This is a genomic window from Kitasatospora sp. NPDC057692, assembly GCF_042799475.1.
Taxonomy (GTDB): Bacteria; Actinomycetota; Actinomycetes; order Streptomycetales; family Streptomycetaceae; genus Kitasatospora.
Map to the genome: position 1 here is coordinate 164,582 of NZ_JBHVIV010000004.1, position 19,269 is coordinate 183,850.

17 protein-coding genes are annotated in these 19,269 nt (G+C 75.8%); 10 read left to right on the top strand and 7 right to left on the bottom strand.

Annotated elements, in window-relative coordinates:
• Positions 1-118: 118 nt before the first annotated feature.
• From ACFVFS_RS03930 to ACFVFS_RS03940, 3 genes are all read right to left on the bottom strand, one after another.
• Complete coding sequence (locus ACFVFS_RS03930; protein ID WP_380619708.1) at positions 119-1,654, bottom strand: M20 family metallopeptidase; 1,536 nt, start codon at positions 1,652-1,654, stop codon at positions 119-121.
• Positions 1,655-2,409: 755 nt separating this feature from the next.
• Positions 2,410-3,069 (bottom strand): response regulator, encoded by a 660-nt coding sequence (locus ACFVFS_RS03935; protein ID WP_380619709.1) that lies wholly within the window; start codon positions 3,067-3,069, stop codon positions 2,410-2,412.
• Positions 3,066-4,676: a sensor histidine kinase gene (locus ACFVFS_RS03940; protein WP_380619710.1), complete on the bottom strand. Its 1,611-nt coding sequence runs from the start codon at positions 4,674-4,676 to the stop codon at positions 3,066-3,068. Before ACFVFS_RS03940 ends, ACFVFS_RS03935 begins: the two co-directional genes overlap by 4 nt.
• Before the next feature lie 161 nt (positions 4,677-4,837).
• Here ACFVFS_RS03940 and ACFVFS_RS03945 point away from each other — a divergent pair, with 161 nt between their 5' ends.
• The 4 genes from ACFVFS_RS03945 to ACFVFS_RS03960 all read left to right on the top strand — a co-directional run bounded on the left by ACFVFS_RS03945 (position 4,838) and on the right by ACFVFS_RS03960 (position 8,032).
• A complete protein-coding gene (locus ACFVFS_RS03945) occupies positions 4,838-5,758 on the top strand; it encodes a phospholipid methyltransferase (RefSeq protein ID WP_380619712.1) in 921 nt (306 codons plus the stop codon).
• A gap of 51 nt (positions 5,759-5,809) precedes the next feature.
• On the top strand, positions 5,810-6,112 hold the full coding sequence (locus ACFVFS_RS03950) for a GNAT family N-acetyltransferase (RefSeq protein WP_376085723.1): 303 nt from the start codon (positions 5,810-5,812) through the stop codon (positions 6,110-6,112).
• A gap of 162 nt (positions 6,113-6,274) precedes the next feature.
• A complete protein-coding gene (locus tag ACFVFS_RS03955) occupies positions 6,275-7,297 on the top strand; it encodes an aldo/keto reductase (RefSeq protein WP_380619714.1) in 1,023 nt (340 codons plus the stop codon).
• Between the two features lie 144 nt (positions 7,298-7,441).
• Positions 7,442-8,032 (top strand): TetR family transcriptional regulator, encoded by a 591-nt coding sequence (locus ACFVFS_RS03960; protein WP_380619716.1) that lies wholly within the window; start codon positions 7,442-7,444, stop codon positions 8,030-8,032.
• A 76-nt stretch (positions 8,033-8,108) separates the two neighbouring features.
• On the opposite strand, the gene ACFVFS_RS03965 is transcribed toward ACFVFS_RS03960, so the two are convergent.
• The gene (locus ACFVFS_RS03965) at positions 8,109-8,375 is read right to left on the bottom strand and encodes a GlsB/YeaQ/YmgE family stress response membrane protein (RefSeq protein ID WP_380619718.1); all 267 of its coding nucleotides are present in this window, start codon (positions 8,373-8,375) and stop codon (positions 8,109-8,111) included.
• A gap of 165 nt (positions 8,376-8,540) precedes the next feature.
• Here ACFVFS_RS03965 and ACFVFS_RS03970 point away from each other — a divergent pair, with 165 nt between their 5' ends.
• Both ACFVFS_RS03970 and bla read left to right on the top strand, forming a co-directional pair.
• Positions 8,541-9,782 (top strand): glycosyltransferase, encoded by a 1,242-nt coding sequence (locus tag ACFVFS_RS03970; RefSeq protein ID WP_380619720.1) that lies wholly within the window; start codon positions 8,541-8,543, stop codon positions 9,780-9,782.
• A 30-nt stretch (positions 9,783-9,812) separates the two neighbouring features.
• Positions 9,813-10,733, top strand: coding sequence for a class A beta-lactamase (gene bla, locus ACFVFS_RS03975; protein WP_380619722.1), 921 nt, complete (start codon positions 9,813-9,815; stop codon positions 10,731-10,733).
• Between the two features lie 28 nt (positions 10,734-10,761).
• Here the strand turns inward: bla and ACFVFS_RS03980 are convergent, their stop codons facing one another.
• Genes ACFVFS_RS03980 through ACFVFS_RS03990 form a run of 3 tightly spaced genes read right to left on the bottom strand, consistent with a single transcriptional unit; the run spans position 10,762 to position 14,158 of the window.
• Positions 10,762-11,790, bottom strand: a complete 1,029-nt coding sequence (locus ACFVFS_RS03980; RefSeq protein WP_380619725.1) for a TIGR03842 family LLM class F420-dependent oxidoreductase — start codon at positions 11,788-11,790, stop codon at positions 10,762-10,764.
• Positions 11,791-11,834: 44 nt separating this feature from the next.
• The gene (gene hydA / locus ACFVFS_RS03985; protein WP_380619728.1) at positions 11,835-13,301 is read right to left on the bottom strand and encodes a dihydropyrimidinase; all 1,467 of its coding nucleotides are present in this window, start codon (positions 13,299-13,301) and stop codon (positions 11,835-11,837) included.
• 14 nt (positions 13,302-13,315) lie between these two features.
• Complete coding sequence (locus ACFVFS_RS03990; protein WP_380619731.1) at positions 13,316-14,158, bottom strand: nitrilase-related carbon-nitrogen hydrolase; 843 nt, start codon at positions 14,156-14,158, stop codon at positions 13,316-13,318.
• 496 nt (positions 14,159-14,654) lie between these two features.
• Between ACFVFS_RS03990 and ACFVFS_RS03995 the strand changes: the two genes are divergently transcribed.
• From ACFVFS_RS03995 to ACFVFS_RS04010, 4 genes are all read left to right on the top strand, one after another.
• Entirely contained in the window at positions 14,655-17,891 is a 3,237-nt protein-coding gene (locus ACFVFS_RS03995) for a hypothetical protein (protein WP_380619733.1), read from the top strand.
• Between the two features lie 47 nt (positions 17,892-17,938).
• The gene (locus ACFVFS_RS04000; protein WP_344330530.1) at positions 17,939-18,019 is read left to right on the top strand and encodes a putative leader peptide; all 81 of its coding nucleotides are present in this window, start codon (positions 17,939-17,941) and stop codon (positions 18,017-18,019) included.
• Between the two features lie 178 nt (positions 18,020-18,197).
• Complete coding sequence (locus ACFVFS_RS04005) at positions 18,198-18,770, top strand: cysteine dioxygenase (protein ID WP_380619736.1); 573 nt, start codon at positions 18,198-18,200, stop codon at positions 18,768-18,770.
• Positions 18,764-19,150 carry a rhodanese-like domain-containing protein gene (locus ACFVFS_RS04010; protein ID WP_380619739.1) on the top strand — a complete coding sequence of 129 codons (387 nt, stop codon included), beginning with the start codon at positions 18,764-18,766 and terminating at the stop codon, positions 19,148-19,150. Before ACFVFS_RS04005 ends, ACFVFS_RS04010 begins: the two co-directional genes overlap by 7 nt.
• Positions 19,151-19,269 lie beyond the last annotated feature (119 nt).

The window sequence follows — 19,269 nt, forward strand, 5'->3', positions numbered from 1 at the left end:
AGGGATCTGCCGACCGCCGTCCGGGCCGGATGCCCACCGAGCCGTCGGCCCACCGGCCTCCGGTCGTCAGCCTCCGGTCACCGGCGGCCGCGGGCGACCGTCCCGCCTAGCCGCGCGCTCACCCCTCCGAGCGGTCGCGCAGCCGCGGGAGCGGGACGGCCAGGAGCGCCGCCAGCAGGGCGATCCGCGGCGCCAGCTGGTCGATCCGGATGTGCTCGTGCCGGGCGTGCGCGCCCCCGCCGACGGCGCCGAAGCCGTCGAGCGTGGGCAGTCCGCGCGAACCCGGCAGGTTGGTGTCGCCGGCTCCGCCCGCCGGACCGCCGTCCAGTTGCTGCCCGAGTGCCGCCGCGAGGGAGCGGACGTGGCGCAGCAACGGGTTGGCGGAGCGCTCCGGCCAGGCCGGACGGCTGGACAGCACCTCGGTCCGCACCCGGGCGCCGGGCCTGAGCGCGGTCAGCCGGGCGAGGTTGTCGAGGGTGCGGCGCTGCGCCTCGGTGGTGGAGAAGCGCAGGCCGAGTTCGGCCTCGGCCCGGCCGGCGACCACGTTGGCGCGGCTGCCGCCGCTGATCCGGCCGGCGTTGAGCTCGGTGCCGGGCAGGCTGACCAGGCCGCGGACGGCGACCAGCTGGTCGACGAGCTCGTCGACCGCCGACACCCCCTCGACGGCGTCGTTGCCCGCGTGCGCCTCGCGTCCGGTGACGGTGAGCCGCACGCGGGTGGAGCCGCGCCGGGCGGTCTTGAGCCGACCGTCCGGGTGCGGGGGTTCGAGGCCCAGCACGGCGGCGGCGCCGCGCAGTTGGCGTTCGACGAGGCGACGGCCGTCCGGGCTGCCGACCTCCTCGTCGGAGACCACGACCAGGCGGACGGTGCGGTGCGGGCGTTGGCCGAGGTCGGCGAGGAGCGCGAAGGCGCCTTCGAGGATGGCCAGGCCGCCCTTCATGTCGACCACGCCTGGCCCGCTGAGGGTGCCGTCCTGTTCGGTGACCGGCCAGTCGGCGAGGGTTCCGGCGGGCCAGACGGTGTCGTGGTGGCCGACCACGAGCAGGTGCGGCAGGCTCTCGTCCCGGCCGTCCCACTGGAGGACCAGGTGGTCGCCGGCCGGACCGGGCTCGCGCTGGACGGTCGCCCCGGTGGCACGGAATCCGGCTGCCAACTCCTCCGCGAGGGCGTCGAGTCGGGGCGCGTCTCCGCTGGGGGATTCGATCCTTGCCAGGTCCGCGCAGCGTCTCCGGACGGCTCCGGCGAGGGTGCGGGCGCGGGTGGTGAGGGCCCGGGGCAGACCGGGAAGCGCGGCGGTGGGGCCGGGTTGGCCCTCGCTGTCGGGGACGGCCGGAGCGTGGGGGGCCGCTGCGACGGGTGGTGCGGCGGCGGGTGCGGGGGCGGCCGGGGCGAGGGTGGTCCGGGCGGTGCCGGTTCTGGTCGTGCCGGGCACGGCCGCGCCGGGTGCGGCGTCGGCGGTCCTGGTCGGGTAAGCGGTCCTGGTCGGGTCGGCCGTGGTGACGGCGGAGGCCGTGACGGTCGGGGTGGTGACGGTCGCGGTCGCGGCGGTCGCGGTGCTGGAGACGTCGGCGGGGGTTTCGCCGGTTCCGGTGATCGTGCCGATGGTGCCCTGGGTGGTGGCGGCGGCAATGGCGGTGGGAGCGACGGCGGTCATGGGGTCCGCCGTCGTGGTGGACGGGCCGGCGGCTTGAGGACTCAACGCTTGCCTCCCCGGCCGCCGCCGGTATACAGCGGCCGGTCGGGTCGGCCGGACAGGGGCGCCGGGCGGACGGGCCCGGCGGCGACGGCGGGACAGCGGAAGAAGGGGCCCTCCGGTCCAAGTGCGCTGGAACGGCTGGGCGGCGTGTGTGGCATGTGCGTCCTCCTCGCTCGATCCGGTGGCCCCGAGCGTCCCGGGGCCTCCGTGGACGGCGGCTTCCCTTACGGCGGGCGCAGAACGACGCACCACCGCAGGGAAGCCGAGATGTGAGCCTAGAAGAACCGTTCGGTTTCCTGCGAGGTGGCCCTGCTCCCAGCGTGCCGGGACGGGGATCCGCCCCGGTACGCGGCCGCGCGACGCGGTCGGCGCACGGCGTGCGAATCCGGCCCGGCGCGCGGGCGCGGTCGCCGGATCGCGCCCACCTCCACCATGGACCCGGGGCGGTCGTTCGGCAGCGCGGGACGCCAAGGCGCGCGTTTTCCAAGCCAGATGGGTGATGGCGGACCGGTGGCGAGTACCGCGTGGCGCTGATCGGACGTGGTCGGGACGGGATGATTCGCCCGGAACGGGGTGGATGCGAAGGAGTCGGGACGAAGCGGGCCTCCGACGGTCATGATGAGACGTGGTCGTGACGGGAAGGGGCCGCGACGGAGGAACGGCCGCGACGGCAACGGTGATGACAGGAGCCCGTCATGGCGGGCGACGGTCGGTCAGGCCGAGTCGTCGACCACCCCCGCGTCCCGCGCGAGCAACGCCGCCTGGACCCGGTTGCCGACGCCGAGTCCGGTGAGGATCCGGCTGACGTGCGCCTTGACGGTGCTCTCGCGCATGCCGAGCGCGAGCGCGATCTCGGCGTTGGAGCGGCCGACGGCGAGTTCGCGCAGTACGTCGGTCTCGCGCGGGGTGAGCGCGGCCAGTCGGCCCCGGGCGGCGACGGCGCGCGGCTCGCCGGTGCGGTGGTAGCGGTCGATGAGCCGGCGGGCGGCGGCCGGGTGGAGCATGCCCTGTCCGCCGGCGACCACGTGGACGGCGCGGGCGATCTCGGCGGGCGGGGTGTCCTTGAGCAGGAAGCCGTCGGCGCCGGCGGCGAGGGCCCGGTAGACGTACTCGTCGAGGTCGAAGGTGGTGAGCGCGATGACGCGGGGGCCGCCGGGCAACGCGCGCAGCCGGCGGGTCGCGGCGATGCCGTCGAGCCTGGGCATCCGGATGTCCATGAGGGCGACGTCGATGCGGTGCCGGGCGGCGAGTTCGACCGCCTCCAGGCCGTCGGCGGCCTCGGCGACGACGGTGAGCTCTGGATCCTGGGCGAGCAGGTCGACGAGCCCGAGCCGGACCAGCGCGTCGTCGTCGACGACCATCGTGTGGATCACAGCGCCTCATTCGGTGGGTTCGGGCCCGGTGTCGACCCCGGCCCCAGGGGCGGATCCGAGGTCCGGTGCGGGGCTGGATCCGGGGCCGGATCCGGGCGGGACGGCGTCGGGGCGGACGGCCGCGCGGGCGGGCGGACCGGTGGCCGCTGCGGGGCGGGGAGGCGGGCGGCCAGGCGGAAGCCGCCGCTGCCGTCGGGGCCCGCGTCGAAGTGCCCGCCGAGTGCGCCGACCCGTTCACCGAGCCCGACCAGGCCGTAGCCGCCGCCCGTGCAGGCCCCGGAGGGTGCCGGATCGCCCGCACCGTTGTGCACCTCGACGGTCGTCGCGGGCGCCCCGTACTGGACGCGGACGGTGACCGGCGCGGTGTGCGCGTACTTGCGGGCGTTGGTCAGCGCCTCCTGGACGACGCGGTGGACGGCCAGCCGGTGGGTGGTGGGGATGCTCTCCGGGTCTCCGGCGAGGACGAGTTCGACGCTCTGGCCCGCCTCGATGGCCTCGTCGACGAGTTCGGCGAGGTCGCGCAGGGCCGGTGCGGCGACCGGCCTGGAGCCGGGGCGGTGCCGGAAGCGCGGCACGTCGTCGGCGACCGCGGTGCGGGCGGCGTCCGGCGGGGCCGTTGCGGGGCCCGCGCCGGCGGCCGCCGCACCGGCGGTGGCGCGCTCGGACGGCGGTGGGGACTGGGCAGCCGGGGCGGGCGGGGCGGGTGACATCGGTGGAGCTGGCGGTTCGGCCACGTCGGGCGGGTCGGCGCGCAGGGCCCCGAGGACGTCCCGCAGGTCGTCGAGGGACCGGGCGGCCGTCGCCCGGAGCAGTTCGAGGCGGTGGGCGAGGCGCTCGGGGTCGTCGGCCACGGTGCCGGCGCGGGCCTGGTCGCGCAGCACACCGGCGTGCAGTACGAGGAGGCTGAGCCGGTGGGCGAGGACGTCGTGCATCTCGCGGGAGATCCGGGCGCGTTCGGCGGCGCGGGCCTGCTCGGCGCGGAGTTCGCGTTCGCGGCGCAGCGCGTCGACCTTGGCGTGCAGGGTGCCGATCAGGACGCGGCGGCCGTGCAGCCACAGGCCGAGGGAGACGGCGGCGGCCTCGACGAGGAGTTGGGATCCGGTGATGCCGGCCCAGTCGAGGACGGAGTGGGCGCGGACCACGCTGAGCGCCGCGGTGACGACCCCGGCGAGGAGGGCCGGTCCGGTGCGGCCGGTCCAGGCCAGGTGGAAGGCGCTGAACAGGCTGGGGAAGGCCCGGTTGAGCAGCCCGCCGAACAGGACGGGCAGCACCGCGGCGGCGACCGGGTGGCGGCGGGCGAGGAGCAGGGAGAGCGGGGCGAGGACCGCGCCGGTGATCCGCAGCGGCCGCAGGGGCAGGTCCTGGGTGAGCCACTGAAAGACCGCCTCCTCGACGACGAGCACGAGGACGGTCGCGAGCAGGAGCGTGTCGACCAGCCGGTTCCGGCCGGGGGCGTACCAGCCGAGCAGTCCGGGATGCGCGGGGTACCCGGTGCGGCCGGGGCGCGGCACCTGCGGCGGTCGGGAGCCGCGGAGCGGGTGGGGCAGCCAGGACGGAAGGCGCGGACGGGTCGGTCGGGGCGTGCGTGTCAGGTGATCGGCGGTCATCCGGTCCTCCCTCCCTCTCGCGGTTCAGGGCCTCGATGCTATGGCGTTGGGGCGGGCCGTGACCCCTGACGATCGGCCAGTGGCACCCTCGACTTTCGTCGGGGGTGCGGGCGGTCGGTCGGCCGATTCGGGGAGGTCGGGGCGTCCCTACCGTCGGTGTCATGACGACCGATCAGCTCCGTCCCGATCCCGTCCCCGTGCCCGGCCTCGGCCCCGACGGCCCCGACGCCGCCGACGCCGGCCCGAACGCCCTGCCCGTCCCCGTCCCGTCCCGGCCAGCTGTCGGCGAGGGCTGGTTCTTCCTGTCCGAGGCGCTGCGCACCTTCCGGCTGACGGGTGCGGTCGCGCCGAGCGGGGCGGACCTGGTGAACGCCCTGGTGGTCCCGGCGACGAGCCGCCCGGACCGGCCGATCTCGGTGCTGGAGGTGGGGGCCGGGACGGGGGCGGTGACGCGTCGGCTGGTGCGGGTGCTGCGGCCTGGCGACCGGCTGCACGTGGTGGAGTCCAACCCCCGGTTCGTCCAACGGCTTCTGGCGGATCCGGAGTTGGTGCGGCGCGGGCCGGAGCTGGGGCTGCGGGTGTCGGAGTGCCGGGTGCAGGACCTCCCGGAGGCCCGCGCGGCGGAGGCGGCCGGGCGCCCCGGGGCCGGCGGCGACGACCCGGCCGGAGGCGGCGGGTCCGGGTGCGAGGCGCCCGGGTGCGGGCAGGCGGGGGCGGCGGCCGGGCGCTACGACGTGATCGTGTCGGGCCTGCCGTTCACCAACTTCGAGCCGGTGGCGGTCCAGCGCGTCCTCGACCTCTATCTGCGGCTGCTGGTTCCCGGCGGCGAGCTGACGTACTTCGCCTATCTCGGGACGTCGGCGGCGCGGCTGCTGACCTCCCGGCCCCGCCGGGGTGCGCAGCACCGGGCGGTGGTGCGGTTGCTGCGGCAGTTCGAGAAGGAGTACGGGCTGGGGAGCCGGACGGCGTGGCGGAACGTTCCGCCGGCCCGGGCGCACCTGCTGCGCACCCCGGGCGGTCACCGGGCGAGGGCGGCGGGCCGCATCCCTCCGGCGGGCGGGCCGGACGAAGCCGCTCGATGATGGACCGGGGCCGCCGGCCGCGGCTCCGTGGCGAGCAGTGAGGAGTCCGCGATGACGGTCACGATCCGTGATGCCGAGGGTGCCGGCCGGTTCGAGGCGTGGGTGGGCGACGACCTGGCCGGGTTCGCGGAGTACCTGCGCAGCGAGGGGCTGGTGGTGTACCCGCACACGGTGGTCGAGCCGGCGTACGAGGGGCAGGGCATCGGGGGGACGCTGGCACGGGCGGCGCTGGACGACGCGCGGGCCCGGGGGCTGGCGGTGCTGGCGACGTGCCCGTTCATCAAGGCGTGGATGCTGCGGCACCCCGAGTACGTGGACCTGGCGTACGAGAACCGCAGCCGGGTGACCGACTGACGGGCGGCGGGGCGCCCACGGGCGCCCCGTCGGCGCCCGGGTGCCGCAGGGGCCGGCGGGCGCGTCCGCCGGCGGCTGACAAATGACAGCTGACAGATTTCAGATGACAGATAACAGCTGACAGATTTTGTCATCTGTCAGCGCCGGGTGCACCCTGGACCCATGCCCACCACCTCACCCTCCCCCCGCATCCCCCGGCGCGCGCTCGGCGCCGCCGGCCCGGCCGCCTCCGCCCTCGGCCTCGGCTGCATGGGCATGTCAGACCTCTACGGCCCCGCCGACGAGGCCGAGAGCACCGCCACCATCCGCGCCGCCCTCGACGCGGGCATCACCCTGCTCGACACCGGCGACTTCTACGGCATGGGCCACAACGAGCTGCTGATCCACGACGCCCTGCGCGGCCGCGACCGCGACGACGTGCTCATCAGCGTGAAGTTCGGCGCCCAGCGCGGCCCCGACGGCGAGTGGCTCGGCTACGACGCCCGCCCGGCCGCCGTGAAGACCGCGCTCGCCTACACCCTGCGCCGCCTGCGCACCGACCACGTCGACATCTACCGCCCGGCCCGGCTGGACCCGGCCGTTCCGGTCGAGGAGACCGTCGGCGCGATCGCCGAGCTGGTGCAGGCCGGCCACGTCCGCCACATCGGCCTCTCCGAGGTGGGCGCCGACACGCTGCGGCGCGCCGCCGCCGTCCACCCGATCAGCGACCTCCAGATCGAGTACTCGCTGCTCTCCCGCTCCGCCGAGGCCGAGATCCTGCCGACCGCCCGCGAGCTGGGCATCGGCGTCACCGCGTACGGGGTGCTCTCGCGCGGCCTGCTCAGCGGCCACTGGCAGGGCGCCCGCGAGCTGTCCGGCACCGACTTCCGCGGCCACAGCCCACGCTTCCAGGGCGACAACCTCGCCCACAACCTGCGGCTCGTCGAGGCCCTGCGCGCGGTCGCCGCCGAACGGAACGCCACCGTCGCCCAGATCGCGATCGCCTGGGTCGCCTCACGCGGCGAGGACGTCGTCCCGCTGATCGGCGCCCGCCGCCGCGACCGGCTCGCCGAGGCGCTCGGCGCGCTGGACGTCACCCTCATGGAGGCCGACCTCGCGGCCGTCGAGGCGGCGGTCCCCGCCGGGTCCGCGGCCGGGGACCGGTACGCTGCCGCCCAGATGGCCCATCTCGACAGCGAGCGCTGAGCCGCGGCCCCGCCCGCGGCGCCGCGCCCGCCGCAGGGCGGGGCCGTCCGCACCCGCACCGCCCGCCGACGGCCGCCACCCGGCCGGCCGCCCGTCCGCCGCACCCGGCGGACGGACGCCTCACCCGTAAGGACGAACCTCCCCGTGGCCACCGACAGCGCACTCACCGCCGAACAGATCATGAGCGCGACGGAGGACGCCCTGCGGCGGTTCGGCCCCACCAAGGCCACCGTCGTCGACGTCGCCCGCACCCTCGGCGTCAGCCACGGCAGCGTCTACCGCTTCTTCCCGAGCAAGGCGGCGCTGCGCGAGGCCGTCACCGAGCGCTGGCTCGCCCTGGCCCACGACGACCTGCGCTTCATCGCCATCGAGCCCGGTCCGGCGTCCGAGCGGCTGCACCGCTGGCTGGCCACGCTGTTCGCCGCCAAGCGCAGGAAGGCCCTGGACGACCCTCAGCTCTTCGCGACCTACATGACGCTGGTCGGCGAGGCCAGCCACACCGTCGACGCCCACCTGCGGACGCTGGTCGACCAGATCGCCCAGATCCTCCAGGACGGCATCGACAAGGGCGAGTTCCGGCACGCCCCGGTCAGCGCGACCGCCCTCGCGGTGTTCGAGGCGACCGCCCACTTCCACGACCCCGCCCATGCGTCCGGCTGGTCCGACCCGGCGGCCGAGGACCGGTTCGAGGCCGTCTGGAAGCTCGTCCTGCGCGGCCTGGCCGCCGACGTCTGAGGGGCGCCGTTCGCCTCCGGACGCGGACGGGCCGGCCGCGCATCCCGCGCGGCCGGCCCGTCCCCGTTCCCGTCCCTCAGCTCCGGGAGTGGCCGAACACGAGCCGGTAGAGGATCAGCAGCACGAGGGCGCCGCCGATCGCGGACGCCCAGGTCGCCAGGTCGAAGAACTGGGTCGTCACCTCGCGGTGCAGGAACCTCGACGAGATCCAGCCGCCGACGAACGAGCCGGCGATGCCGATCAGGGTGGTCACCACCAGGCCGCCCGGGTCCCGGCCCGGCAGCAGCAGCTTGGCCAGGGCCCCGGCCACCAGCCCCAGCACGATCCATGCGACGAAGCTCATCCGTGTCCTCCCGCCCTTCGAGCCGTACGGCGGCCCCGTGCACGCCGTACCTGCCTGCGAGGACGCCACCCGGCCCTCCGGCGGTTCCCACCCCGCCGTCCCCGCTGTGGGAGCGGCCGGCACGGCGCCCTTCTCGGATCACGGCTACCCCGCGATACTGCGGCCATGCGCATCCTGATCGCCACCGTCGGCTCCCGGGGCGACGTCACCCCCTTCACCGGGCTCGGAGCCCGCCTCGCCGCAGCCGGCCATCAGGTGGCACTCGCCACCCACACCACCTTCGCCGATTCGGTGCGCGCCGCCGGACTGGAGTTCCACCCGCTGCCGGTCGACCCGCGCGCCGAACTCGCCTCCGCCGGCGGCCAGCGCCTTCTGCGCAGCGGGTCCAGCCCCTTCGGATTCCTCCAGCTGTCGCGCCTCGCCCGCCTGTTCATGCCTGCCGTCGGCGCGGGCATCGCCGCTGCGGCCGAACCGGGCGCCGACCTCCTGCTGACCTCCAGCTCCACCGCCGACCTCGGCCAGGTCGTCGCCGAGGCCGCGGGCGTCCCGAACATCGCCCTGCACCTCCAACCGCTCACCCCCACCCGCGCGTTCGCCCCGGCCATCACCGGCAGCCGCTCGCTCGGCGGTCCCGGGAACCTGCTCGCCGGCCACGCCGTCCAGGCCGCCGTCGACCGCCTCTTCGCCCCGGCCGCGCGCGACCTGCGCCGCCGACTCGGCCTGCCGCAACGCTCCGTGGCACGCGCCCGCCGCAACCGCACCGTGCTGCACGGCTTCTCCCCGCGCGTCGTCCCGCGCCCCGCCGACTGGCGCCCCTCCCACCAGATCGCCGGCTACTGGTGGCCGCCGACCGACCCCGCCTGGCAACCCCCGGACCGCCTCCTGGACTTCCTCGCAGCCGGACCGCCGCCCGTCTACATCGGCTTCGGCAGCCTCGTCGTCCCCGACCCCGAACGCCTGACCGCCACCGTCCTCGCCGCCGTCCGCGCCGCCCGCGTCCGCGCCGTCCTGCAGTCCGGCTGGAGCGGCCTCACCGCGCCCGACGGCGACGACGACGTCCTCACCATCGGCGACACCCCGCACGACTGGCTCCTCCCCCGCATGGCCGCCACCGTCCACCACGCGGGCGCGGGCACCACCGCCGCCACCCTGCGCGCCGGCACCCCCACCGTCCCCGTCCCCGCCCAACTCGACGCCCCCTTCTGGTCCGCCCGCCTCACCCGCCTCGGCACCTCCCCCGGCCCCGTCCCGCTCCCCGACCTCACCCCCGCCCGCCTCGCCGACGCCATCCGCCGCACCCTCGACACCCCCCACCACCGCACCCGCGCCCAGTCCGTCGCCGCCGCCCTCGCGGCGGAGGACGGCGCCGCCCAGGTCCTCACGACGATCGCCCGCCTCGCCGGATAGCCTGTCCCCACACGACCGCAGGAGACATCGGTGGAACCGCGACCAGCTCGACGGCGGGTGCTCGCCGGAGCCGCCGCGACCGCCCTGGCGGTCGCGCTCCCCGCCCCCGGACGGGCCTTCGCGCAGGGCGGGGGCGCCGGCGGCACCGGGGCAGGAACCGCCCACCGGCTGCGCGCACTTGAGCGCGCACACGGGGCACGGTTGGGGGTCTTCGCCCAGGACGCGGCCACCGGTCGGACGGTGGCGTACCGCGCGGACGAGCCGTTCCCGATGTGCTCGACGTTCAAGACGATCGCGGTGGCCGCGGTGCTGCGGGACCTCGACCGGGACGGCGCGTTCCTGGCGCGGCGCATCCGCTACACGCGGGCCGACGTCACGGAGGCGGGCCACGCACCGATCACGGGGCTGCCCGCCCATCTCGAAGACGGTTTGACCGTCGGCGAGTTGTGCGCGGCGGCCATCACGTACAGTGACAACGCCGCCGCCAACCTCCTGCTGCGCGAGCTCGGCGGCCCCACGGCGGTCACCCGCTTCTGCCGCTCCCTCGGCGACCGCACCACCCGCCTCGACCGCTGGGAGCCGGCGCTCAACTCCGCGGAGCCCGGCCGGAGCACCGACACCACCACCCCGCGCGCCATCGGCCGCACCTACGCCCGCCTCACCACCGGAAGCGCCCTCGACGCGCCCGACCGCCACCGCCTGACCGCCTGGCTGCTGGCCAACACCACGGGCGGCAACCGCCTGCGCGCCGGCCTCCCCGACGACTGGACCCTCGCCGAGAAGACCGGCACCGGAGGCTACGGCACCACCAACGACGTCGGCCTCGCCTGGCCGCCCGGCCTCGGCCCGATCACGCTCGCGGTCCTCTCCACCGGGCCCGACCCGGCCGCACCCGCCGACGAGCCGCTGCTCGCCGAGGCGGCCGCCCTGCTCGCGGCCGCCCTGGCCTGACCCCGCCGCCCCGCGCCCGCGCCCGCGCTCAGGCGGTCGCCGTGCGCAGGCGGGGGATGACGTCGGTGCCGTAGGCGTCGATGGTGGGTTCGACGGCGTCGTGCATGGCGTAGATGGCGAACTGGTCGACGCCCAGGGCGCGGAGGTGGTCGAGGCGGGCGAGGTGGGTGGCGGTGGGGCCGATGATGCAGAAGCGGTCGACGATCTCGTCGGGGACGAAGGCGGTGTCGGGGTTCCCGGCGCGGCCGTGGTGGCTGTAGTCGTAGCCCTGGCGGCCCTTGATGTAGGCGGTGAGGGCCTCGGGGACGAGGTCGGAGTGCTCGCCGTAGTGCCGGACGAGGTCGGCGACGTGGTTGCCGACCATGCCGCCGAACCAGCGGCACTGCTCGCGGGCGTGGGCGAGGGCCTGCGGGGAGTCGTCGGCGGTGACGTAGGCGGGCGCGGCGACGCAGATGGTGACCGCGTCGGGGTCGCGGCCGGCCTCGGCGGCGGCGCGGCGGACGGCCTTCACCATGTACTCGGTGAGGAACGGGTCGGCGAGCTGGAGGATGAAGCCGTCGGCCTGACGCCCCGTCAGGTCGAGGGCCTTGGGGCCGTAGGCGCCCATCCAGACGGGCAGGGCGGCGCCCTCGCCGACCCAGGGCAGGTGCAGTTCGGTGCCGTCGACCTCGGCGGTGCGGCCCTCGGCCAGTTCCTTGATGGCGTGCATGGCCCGGGAGAGCAGGTCCAGGGTGGCGGGCTTGCGGCCGGCGACGCGCATCGCGGAGTCGCCGCGGCCGATGCCGCAGACGGTGCGGTTGCCGTACATGTCGTTGAGGGTGGCGAACAGGGAGGCGGTGACCTCCCAGGTGCGGGTGGAGGGGTTGGTGACCATCGGGCCGACGGTGAGGGTGCCGGTCTCGGCCAGGATGCGGCTGTAGATGACGAAGGGCTCCTGCCACAGGACGCAGGAGTCGAAGGTCCAGCCGTGGCTGAAGCCGGCCCGCTCGGCGCGGATCATCCGGTCGACGAGCAGGCGGGCGGGCGGGTCGGTCTGCAGGACGAGGCCGATGTCCATGGAGGCTCCGGGAGTTGGGTTGGCGAGTCGGCGGCGGGACGCGGTCAGCCGAGGTACTGGCAGGTGTCCCGGCGCAGGAAGGTGCCGTGGCCGGCCCGGCCGAGCCAGGTGCCCCGGTCGAGGACGACGGTGCCCCGGGAGAGGACGGTGCGGGCGCGGCCGGTGAGGGTGCGGCCCTCGTACGCCGAGTAGTCGACGTTCATGTGGTGGGTGGCCGCGGAGACGGTCTGCACGGCGGTGGGGTCGTAGACGACCAGGTCGGCGTCGGCGCCGGGGGCGAGGGTGCCCTTGCGCGGGTGCAGGCCGAACATCCGGGCCGGGGTGGTGCAGGCGAGTTCGATCCAGCGGCGGCGGCTGAGGTGCCCGTCGACCACGGCCTGGTGGAGGAGGTCCATCCGGTTCTCCACGCCGGGAAGGCCGTTGGGGATCCGGGAGAAGTCGCCGCGGCCGAGCTCCTTCTGGCCGATGAAGCAGAACGGGCAGTGGTCGGTGGAGACCACCTGGAGGTCGTTGGTGCGCAGGCCGCGCCAGAGCGCCGTCTGGTGCTCGCGGGGCCGCAGCGGGGTGCTGCACACGTATTTGGCGCCCTCGAAGCCGTCCTCGCCCTCCTCGGCGAGGTTGTCGGTGGAGAGGAAGAGGTACTGCGGACAGGTCTCGCCGAAGACGGGCAGGCCCTCGTCGCGGGCGCGGGCGAGTTCGGCGAGCGCGGAGGCGGCGGAGACGTGGACGACGTAGAGCGGGCTGCCGGCGACCTGGGCGAGCCTGATGGCCCGGTGGGTGGCCTCGGCCTCCAGCAGCTCGCGGCGGACCTCGCCGTGGACGCGGGGTGCGGTGCGGCCGGCGGCGAGGGCCTGTTCGACGAGGACGTCGATGGCGATGCCGTTCTCGGCGTGCATCATGATCAGCCCGCCGTTGGCGGCGCCGCGCTGCATGGCGCGCAGGATGCGCCCGTCGTCGCTGTAGAAGACGCCGGGGTAGGCCATGAACAGCTTGAAGGAGGTGGACTCGCCGGAGTCGACGAGGGCGTCCATCTCCTTGAGGACGGCGTCGGTGACGTCGGAGACGATGGTGTGGAAGGCGTAGTCGATCGCGCAGTTGCCCTCGGCCTTGGCGTGCCAGGCGTCCAGGCCCTCGCGCAGGCTGCCGCCGACGGGCTGGACGGCGAAGTCGACGATGGTGGTGGTGCCGCCCCAGGCGGCGGCGCGGGTACCGGTCTCGAAGGTGTCGGAGGCGTGGGTGCCGCCGAACGGCAGCTCCATGTGGGTGTGGACGTCGACGCCGCCCGGGACGACGTAGTGACCGGCCGCGTCGATGACGGTGTCGGCGGTCCAGGAGAGGGCGGTCTCGCTGCCGGTGGCGGCGAGGGCGGCGATCCGCTCGCCCTCGATGAGGACGTCGGCGCGCAGCTCCTCGGTGGCGGTGATCACGAGGCCGCCGCGGACGGCGGTGCGGCGCGGGGCGGCGGCGGACGCGGCGGCGGCACGGGGGGCGCTGTCGGGGGTGGTGGTCACGGGGTTCGCCTCCGTCACGCCTCGGTCAGCGGGCCGTAGGCGTCGGGGCGGCGGTCGCGGTAGAAGGCCCACTGCTGCCGGACCTCCTCGATGAGCCCGAGGTCGAGGTCGCGGACGACGAGCTCCTCCTCCTTGTCGGAGGCGACGTCGCCGACGAACCGCCCGCGCGGGTCGACGAAGTACGAGCTGCCGTAGAAGTCGTTGTCGCCGTACTCCTCGGTGCCGACGCGGTTGATGGCGGCCACGTAGTAGGCGTTGGCGACGGCGGCGGCCGGCTGTTCGAGCTGCCAGAGGTAGGCGGAGAGGCTGCGGCTGGTCGCGGAGGGGTTGTAGACGATCTGGGCGCCGCCCAGGCCCAGGGCGCGCCAGCCCTCGGGGAAGTGCCGGTCGTAGCAGATGTAGACGCCGACCTTGCCGACGGCGGTGTCGAAGACCGGCCAGCCGAGGTTGCCGGGCTTGAAGTAGTACTTCTCCCAGAAGCCCTTGACCTGCGGGATGTGGTGCTTGCGGTACTTGCCGAGGTAGCCGCCGTCGGCGTCGATCACGGCGGCGGTGTTGTAGTAGACGCCGGGCTGCTCCTCCTCGTAGACGGGGACGACGAGGACGATGCCGAGCTCACGGGCGAGGTCGCGCATCCGGCGCACCGTGGGGCCGTCGGGGACGGACTCGGCCCAGCGGTAGTGCTCGGGCTCCTGGACCTGGCAGAAGTACGGGGCGTTGAAGACCTCCTGGAAGCCGAGGATCCTCGCGCCCCGGGCGGCGGCCTCGCGGGCGTACCGCTCGTGGAGGGCGATCATGCTCTCCTGGTCGCCGGTCCAGCGGGTCTGGACGAGGGCGGCACGGACGATCTGCGACATGGGTACCTCCGCAACTCCGCGGCCCGTCCCGGGGGCGGGCCCGCGGTTCGAGGGTTGGCGGGCGGTGCTGCCTGCGGTGGATGTCTTCGCGCGTTCTTCGGGCGTGCGTTCTGCGGATGTGCGTTCCACGGGCGTTCCGCGGCCGTTCCGCCGGGGTGCGTCCTGTCGGCGTTCGGTCGGCGGACTGTGTGCCGCACCCGCGGTCTACGTGCGTAGAGGGCGGGTGCCTCGACCGTAGGCCCGTTCTCGGTCGTCTGACAATACGTCGGACGCCGGGCGGCCGACGCGATCGTGGTGCGCGGACACGCGGGGTCGCGTAGGTGGGATGAAAAGCTCATCTACCCCGGGAGCGCACTCCTTACTCATTTGAGTGAATCCAGGAGCGGAACCGCGTGGTGCGGGGCAGGAAGCGGGTGACGCTCCTCCGGTCCGCCGCCGGAGGAGCCCGTCGACGGGCGGCGGTGCCGCCGAGCGGCCGGAAGGGGGTGGTGGACGGATGGTGACGGCCGACAGGACGCGGGGCCCGGCGCGGGTGCCCGCCTGGGGCGGGGCGCTGCTGGCGCTCGGGGTACCGGTGCCGGCGGTGCTCGGCTGGCTGCTGTTCGTCCGCCGGACGCCCGCCGGCCAGGGCGCGCTGGACGTCCGGCTCCAGCTGGCCGGCTCGCGGGCCGCCGCCGAGGCGGTGCTCGCCGGGCGGGCCCCAGCCTTCCGCGCCTCGCTGGACGCCGACCTCTGGCTGATCGGCGGACTGGCGGTGACGCTGGCGGCGGCCGGGATGCTCGGCGGGTACGTGTTCACCCGGGCGCACTGGCGGCTGACGGCGCTCGTCGCCGGAACGGCCGGGGTGCTGGCCGGCGGCTGCGACCTGGCCGAGGACGTCCTGCTGGCCGCCGGTCTCGGCCGCACCGGCCCCGGGCCGACCGGCGGGGACGCGCCGTTCGCCGCGGCGGCCGCGTTCGCCACCGTGAAGTGGCTGCTGCTGCCGCCCGCGGGTGCGGTGGCGGTCGTCGTCTGCGCCGCCACCGCGCACCGGGCGGTGCGCGCGCTGCTGCCCCGGGCGCCGGAGGAGCGGACGGACGGGCCCGGAGCCGGGGAGCCCGAAAGTGGGGAGGCCGGGAGCGGCGGGCCCGGAAGCGGGGAGTCCGGAGCCGGGGAGTCCGGGGGCGGGCCGGCGCTGATCCCGCCGTGGCCGGTGGCGACACCGCGCGGCGGGCGGTGGCCGCCCGGCCCCCGGGTCCACGGGCCGCTCGCCCGGCACGCCCGTTGGCGCAACGCCGCCCGGGTGCCGCCCGGCCGCGAGCACGCCCGGCTCGGCTTCTGCGTCTCCGGCGGTGGCATCCGCGCGGCCTGCGTCACCCTCGGCGCGCTGCAGGCGCTGCGCCCCTGGCTGAAACAGGCCCGCTACCTGGTCGCCGTCTCCGGCGGCGGGTACACCGTCGGCGCGATGCAGCTGGCGCTGAGCGACTCAGCGCCCGGCGGCCCGGTCCGGGCCCGCTCCGGGCTGGACGCCGACACCGTGCTCGAACCGGGCTCGCCCGAGGAGGACCACCTGCGCCGCCACTCCAAGTACCTGGCGGACGGCGCGGGCGAGTGGCTGATCGCGCTCGGCACCCTGCTGCGCGGCCTGGTCGCGGCGCTCTCCCTGCTGCTCGCCGCCGTCCTGGTGCTGGGCCTGGGACTGAGCCGCTTCTACCACCTCGTGCCGCTCGCCGACCTGGACCGCCCGCCGCCGCTGCGCTCCCCCGCCGTGTTCGCCCTGGTCGGGCTGCTGGCGACCGCCGCCACCGGGTGGCTGCTGTGGCTGCTCGCCTTCTCCTGGCTCGGCTGGAACACCCTGCCGCCGCGCGCGCTGCGCCGCTTCTCGCACGCCGCGCTCGCCCTGGCCGGGCTGACCGGCGTGGGCGTGCTGGCCGTCCCCGGCCTGGCGTGGGGCGCGGTCGCGCTGCAGCGCGCGCTCGCGGTCGGCGTCCGGCAGACCGGGGCCGGCATCAGCCTGACCGTGCTGCTCAGCTACCTGGCGCTGCTGCTGGGCATCCTCTGGCACGGCCGGCACGCGATCGAGCAGGGCGCGGCGGTGCTCGGCGGTGTGCTGCGCGGGGTGCGGCGCGGCGCCGGGGTGCGGCGTCCCGGCGGCCTCACCGGGCGGATCACCGAGTACCTGGTGCTCTGGTCGGCGCTGACCGCGCTCACCTCGGGCACCCTGCTCACCTTCGGCTGGGCGGTGGCCACCGCCCACGCCTGGCCGGGCGCGGTCCAGGTGCTGCTGCCGCTGGTCCTGCTCACGGTGGGGCTCAACCTCGACCAGACCTGGATGGGCCTGCATCCCTTCTACCGGCGCCGGCTCGCCTCGGCCTTCGCCGTCCGCCGGGTGGTCGAGGGCACCGGAGGAGGCGTCGGAGGGGGCGTCGGCCCGGGCTCGGTACCGGCCGGGGAGGCGGACGGGACGGGCCGGTCCGGGGAGGTGCTGGCCCGGCCGTACCACTTCTTCCGCGAGCAGACCCGGCTCAGCCACTACGGCGCCCGGCGGCCGGACTTCCCCCAGGTGATCTTCGCGGCGGCGGCGAACCTCTCCGGCAGCGCGCGGACGCCGCCCGGCCGGCGGGCGGTGTCGTTCACCTTCTCCCACGACTACGTCGGCGGGCCGGACGTCGGCTACGCGCGCACCGACCTGCTGGAGCGGCGCACCCGGCGGCACATCGCCCGCGACCTCACCGTGCAGTCCGCGATGGCCGTCTCCGGCGCGGCGTTCTCCTCCGCGATGGGCCGCCGCTCCCGCGCCTACCAGGGGCTGTTCGCGGTGACCAACGCGCGGTTGGGCACCTGGCTGCCCAACCCCGCGGCGCTCGCCCCGCTCTGGGCCGCCGACCGGGACTGGCGGTACGCGCCGCAGCCCGCCGTCCGGCGCCTCTCCTACCAGCTGCGGGAGGCCTGCGGGCGGTACCCGATGGACGCGCGGTTCCTGCTCACCACCGACGGCGGGCACTACGAGTGCCTCGGCCTGGTCGAGCTGCTGCGGCACGGCGTGCGGACGGCGGTGTGCGTCGACGCGAGCGGCGACTCCGCCTTCGCGGGCGCGCTGGCGGCGGCGATCACCCTGGCCAAGGAGGAGTTGGGCATCACGATCACGCTGCGCGAACCGGAGCTGCTGGTCCCGGGCAGCGCCGGGGGCGGCCAGCCGCCCCTGCGCGGGCTGGCGGCGCGGCTGGCCGACCGGCTCTCCGCCCGGGCGGTGGTGGTCGGGGACATCGCGTACCCGTGGCCGCTGGAGCTCGGGGAGGGCGACGGTCCGCCGGGCGCGGCGGCCCGGCACGGCACGCTGATCGTCGCCCAGGCCGTGCTCACCCCCGGCATGCCGTACGAGCTGCACGCCTACGCGGCGGCCGACCCGGCCTTCCCGAACGACGGCGCCGGCGACCAGTGGTTCGACCACCGGCAGTTCGACGCCTATCAGACGCTCGGCCGGTACCTGGGCGAGCAGGCCGCACCGGCGGTCGCGGCAGCGCTGGCGGAGGCGGAGGCTCGGGCTCGGGCGGAGCCGGCGGCCCCGGAGGCAGGAACCGGGGCGGCGGCGACGGGCACCGCAGCAACGACGGGGACCGCAGCACCGGCGCCGGACGGCAAGGCCGACGGCCGGGGACCCGGCCGACCGGGGACCGTACCGGGGCCGGGCCGGGCGCCCGGGGCCGAGCGCGGCGCCACCACGCCCGACCAGGGCCGCAACGGGCAGCTGTGACGGTGCTCGCTTGACTCGTACCGCGTCCGTCGGGAAGGATCCGGCTCATGGACTCCGGCACCACTCTGGTCTGCCGTCTGCACGTCGACCTCCGACGCCAGGCGAGTTCCATCTGTGCCTGTTGTTGATCCCGGCCTTCCCCTTCGGCCCCGCCCTGTGACGTTCCCCAGGGTTCGCGCCGTACCGCCGCACCCGTCTTCCTGACGCGCCTTCGCCCTGCGTGAGCGTGCCGACCGGCACGGTGCGGTCCGGCGCGTGCGCCACCACGCTTCCGCTCCCCCTCCCGCCTTCTCCGAGGACACCCACATGAGCCTGGACCTCGCCCCCGACACGCCCGCCCCCGCCCCGGCCGCCGCACCCACCGCGACCGCCGAGCGCCCGGGCGTCACCGCGACCGCCACCGCGGCGGCCGGGGACACCCGCGCGCCGCTCACCCCGAGCACGCTGCGCACGATCGTCCGCGAGCTGGCCGAACAGCCCGAGCAGTGGATCCACCACGTACGGCTCTCCACCGAGGAGCGCTGGTACCGGCGGCTGGCCGCCGACGAGGACCACGAGGTCTGGCTGATCAGCTGGCTGCCCGGCCAGTCCACCGGATTCCACGACCACGGCGGCTCGCGCGGCGCGTTCACCGTCGCGCTGGGCGAGTTGGAGGAGCTGTCGCTGGGCGGCCCGGAGCAGGGCCTGCTGATCCGGCGGGTCCAGTCCGGCACCGTCCGGGCGTTCGGCCCCGAGTACGTGCACGACGTCCGCAACACCGCGTCCGGCCCGGCCGTGACGCTGCACGCCTATTCGCCGCCGCTCCACTCGATGGCGCACTACGAACTGCGGGCCGGTGGCCTGGTCCGCACCTCCGAGGAAGGACCCGACCAGTGGTGACCACGATCGACGACCTGCTCGCCCGCTCCCGCGAGGGAGTCCACCGGCCCGGCGCCGAAGAGGCGCACCGCGCGCAGCGCGACGGCGCCCTGCTGGTCGACATCCGTCCGGCGGCGCAGCGCGCGGCCGAGGGGGAGATCCCCGACGCGCTGATCATCGAGCGCAACGTCCTGGAGTGGCGGCTGGATCCGACGGGCGGTCACCGGATCCCGGAGGCCACCGGGTACGACCTGGAGGTGATCCTGGTCTGCTCGGAGGGGTACGCGTCGAGCCTGGCGGCGGCGTCGCTGCGCGAGCTGGGCCTGCACCGGGCGACCGACCTGGACGGCGGGTTCGTCGGCTGGGCGGCGGCCGGGCTGCCGACCCGTCAGGGCGGGTGAGTGGGCCGGGATCGAGACCGGCCGGTGGTCGGATCCGCGGGGCCCGCGAGGCCCGGCGAATCCGACCACCGCCGGGAAATCAGGGACAGCGGGGTCGTCAGGTCATAGGCTGATCAGAG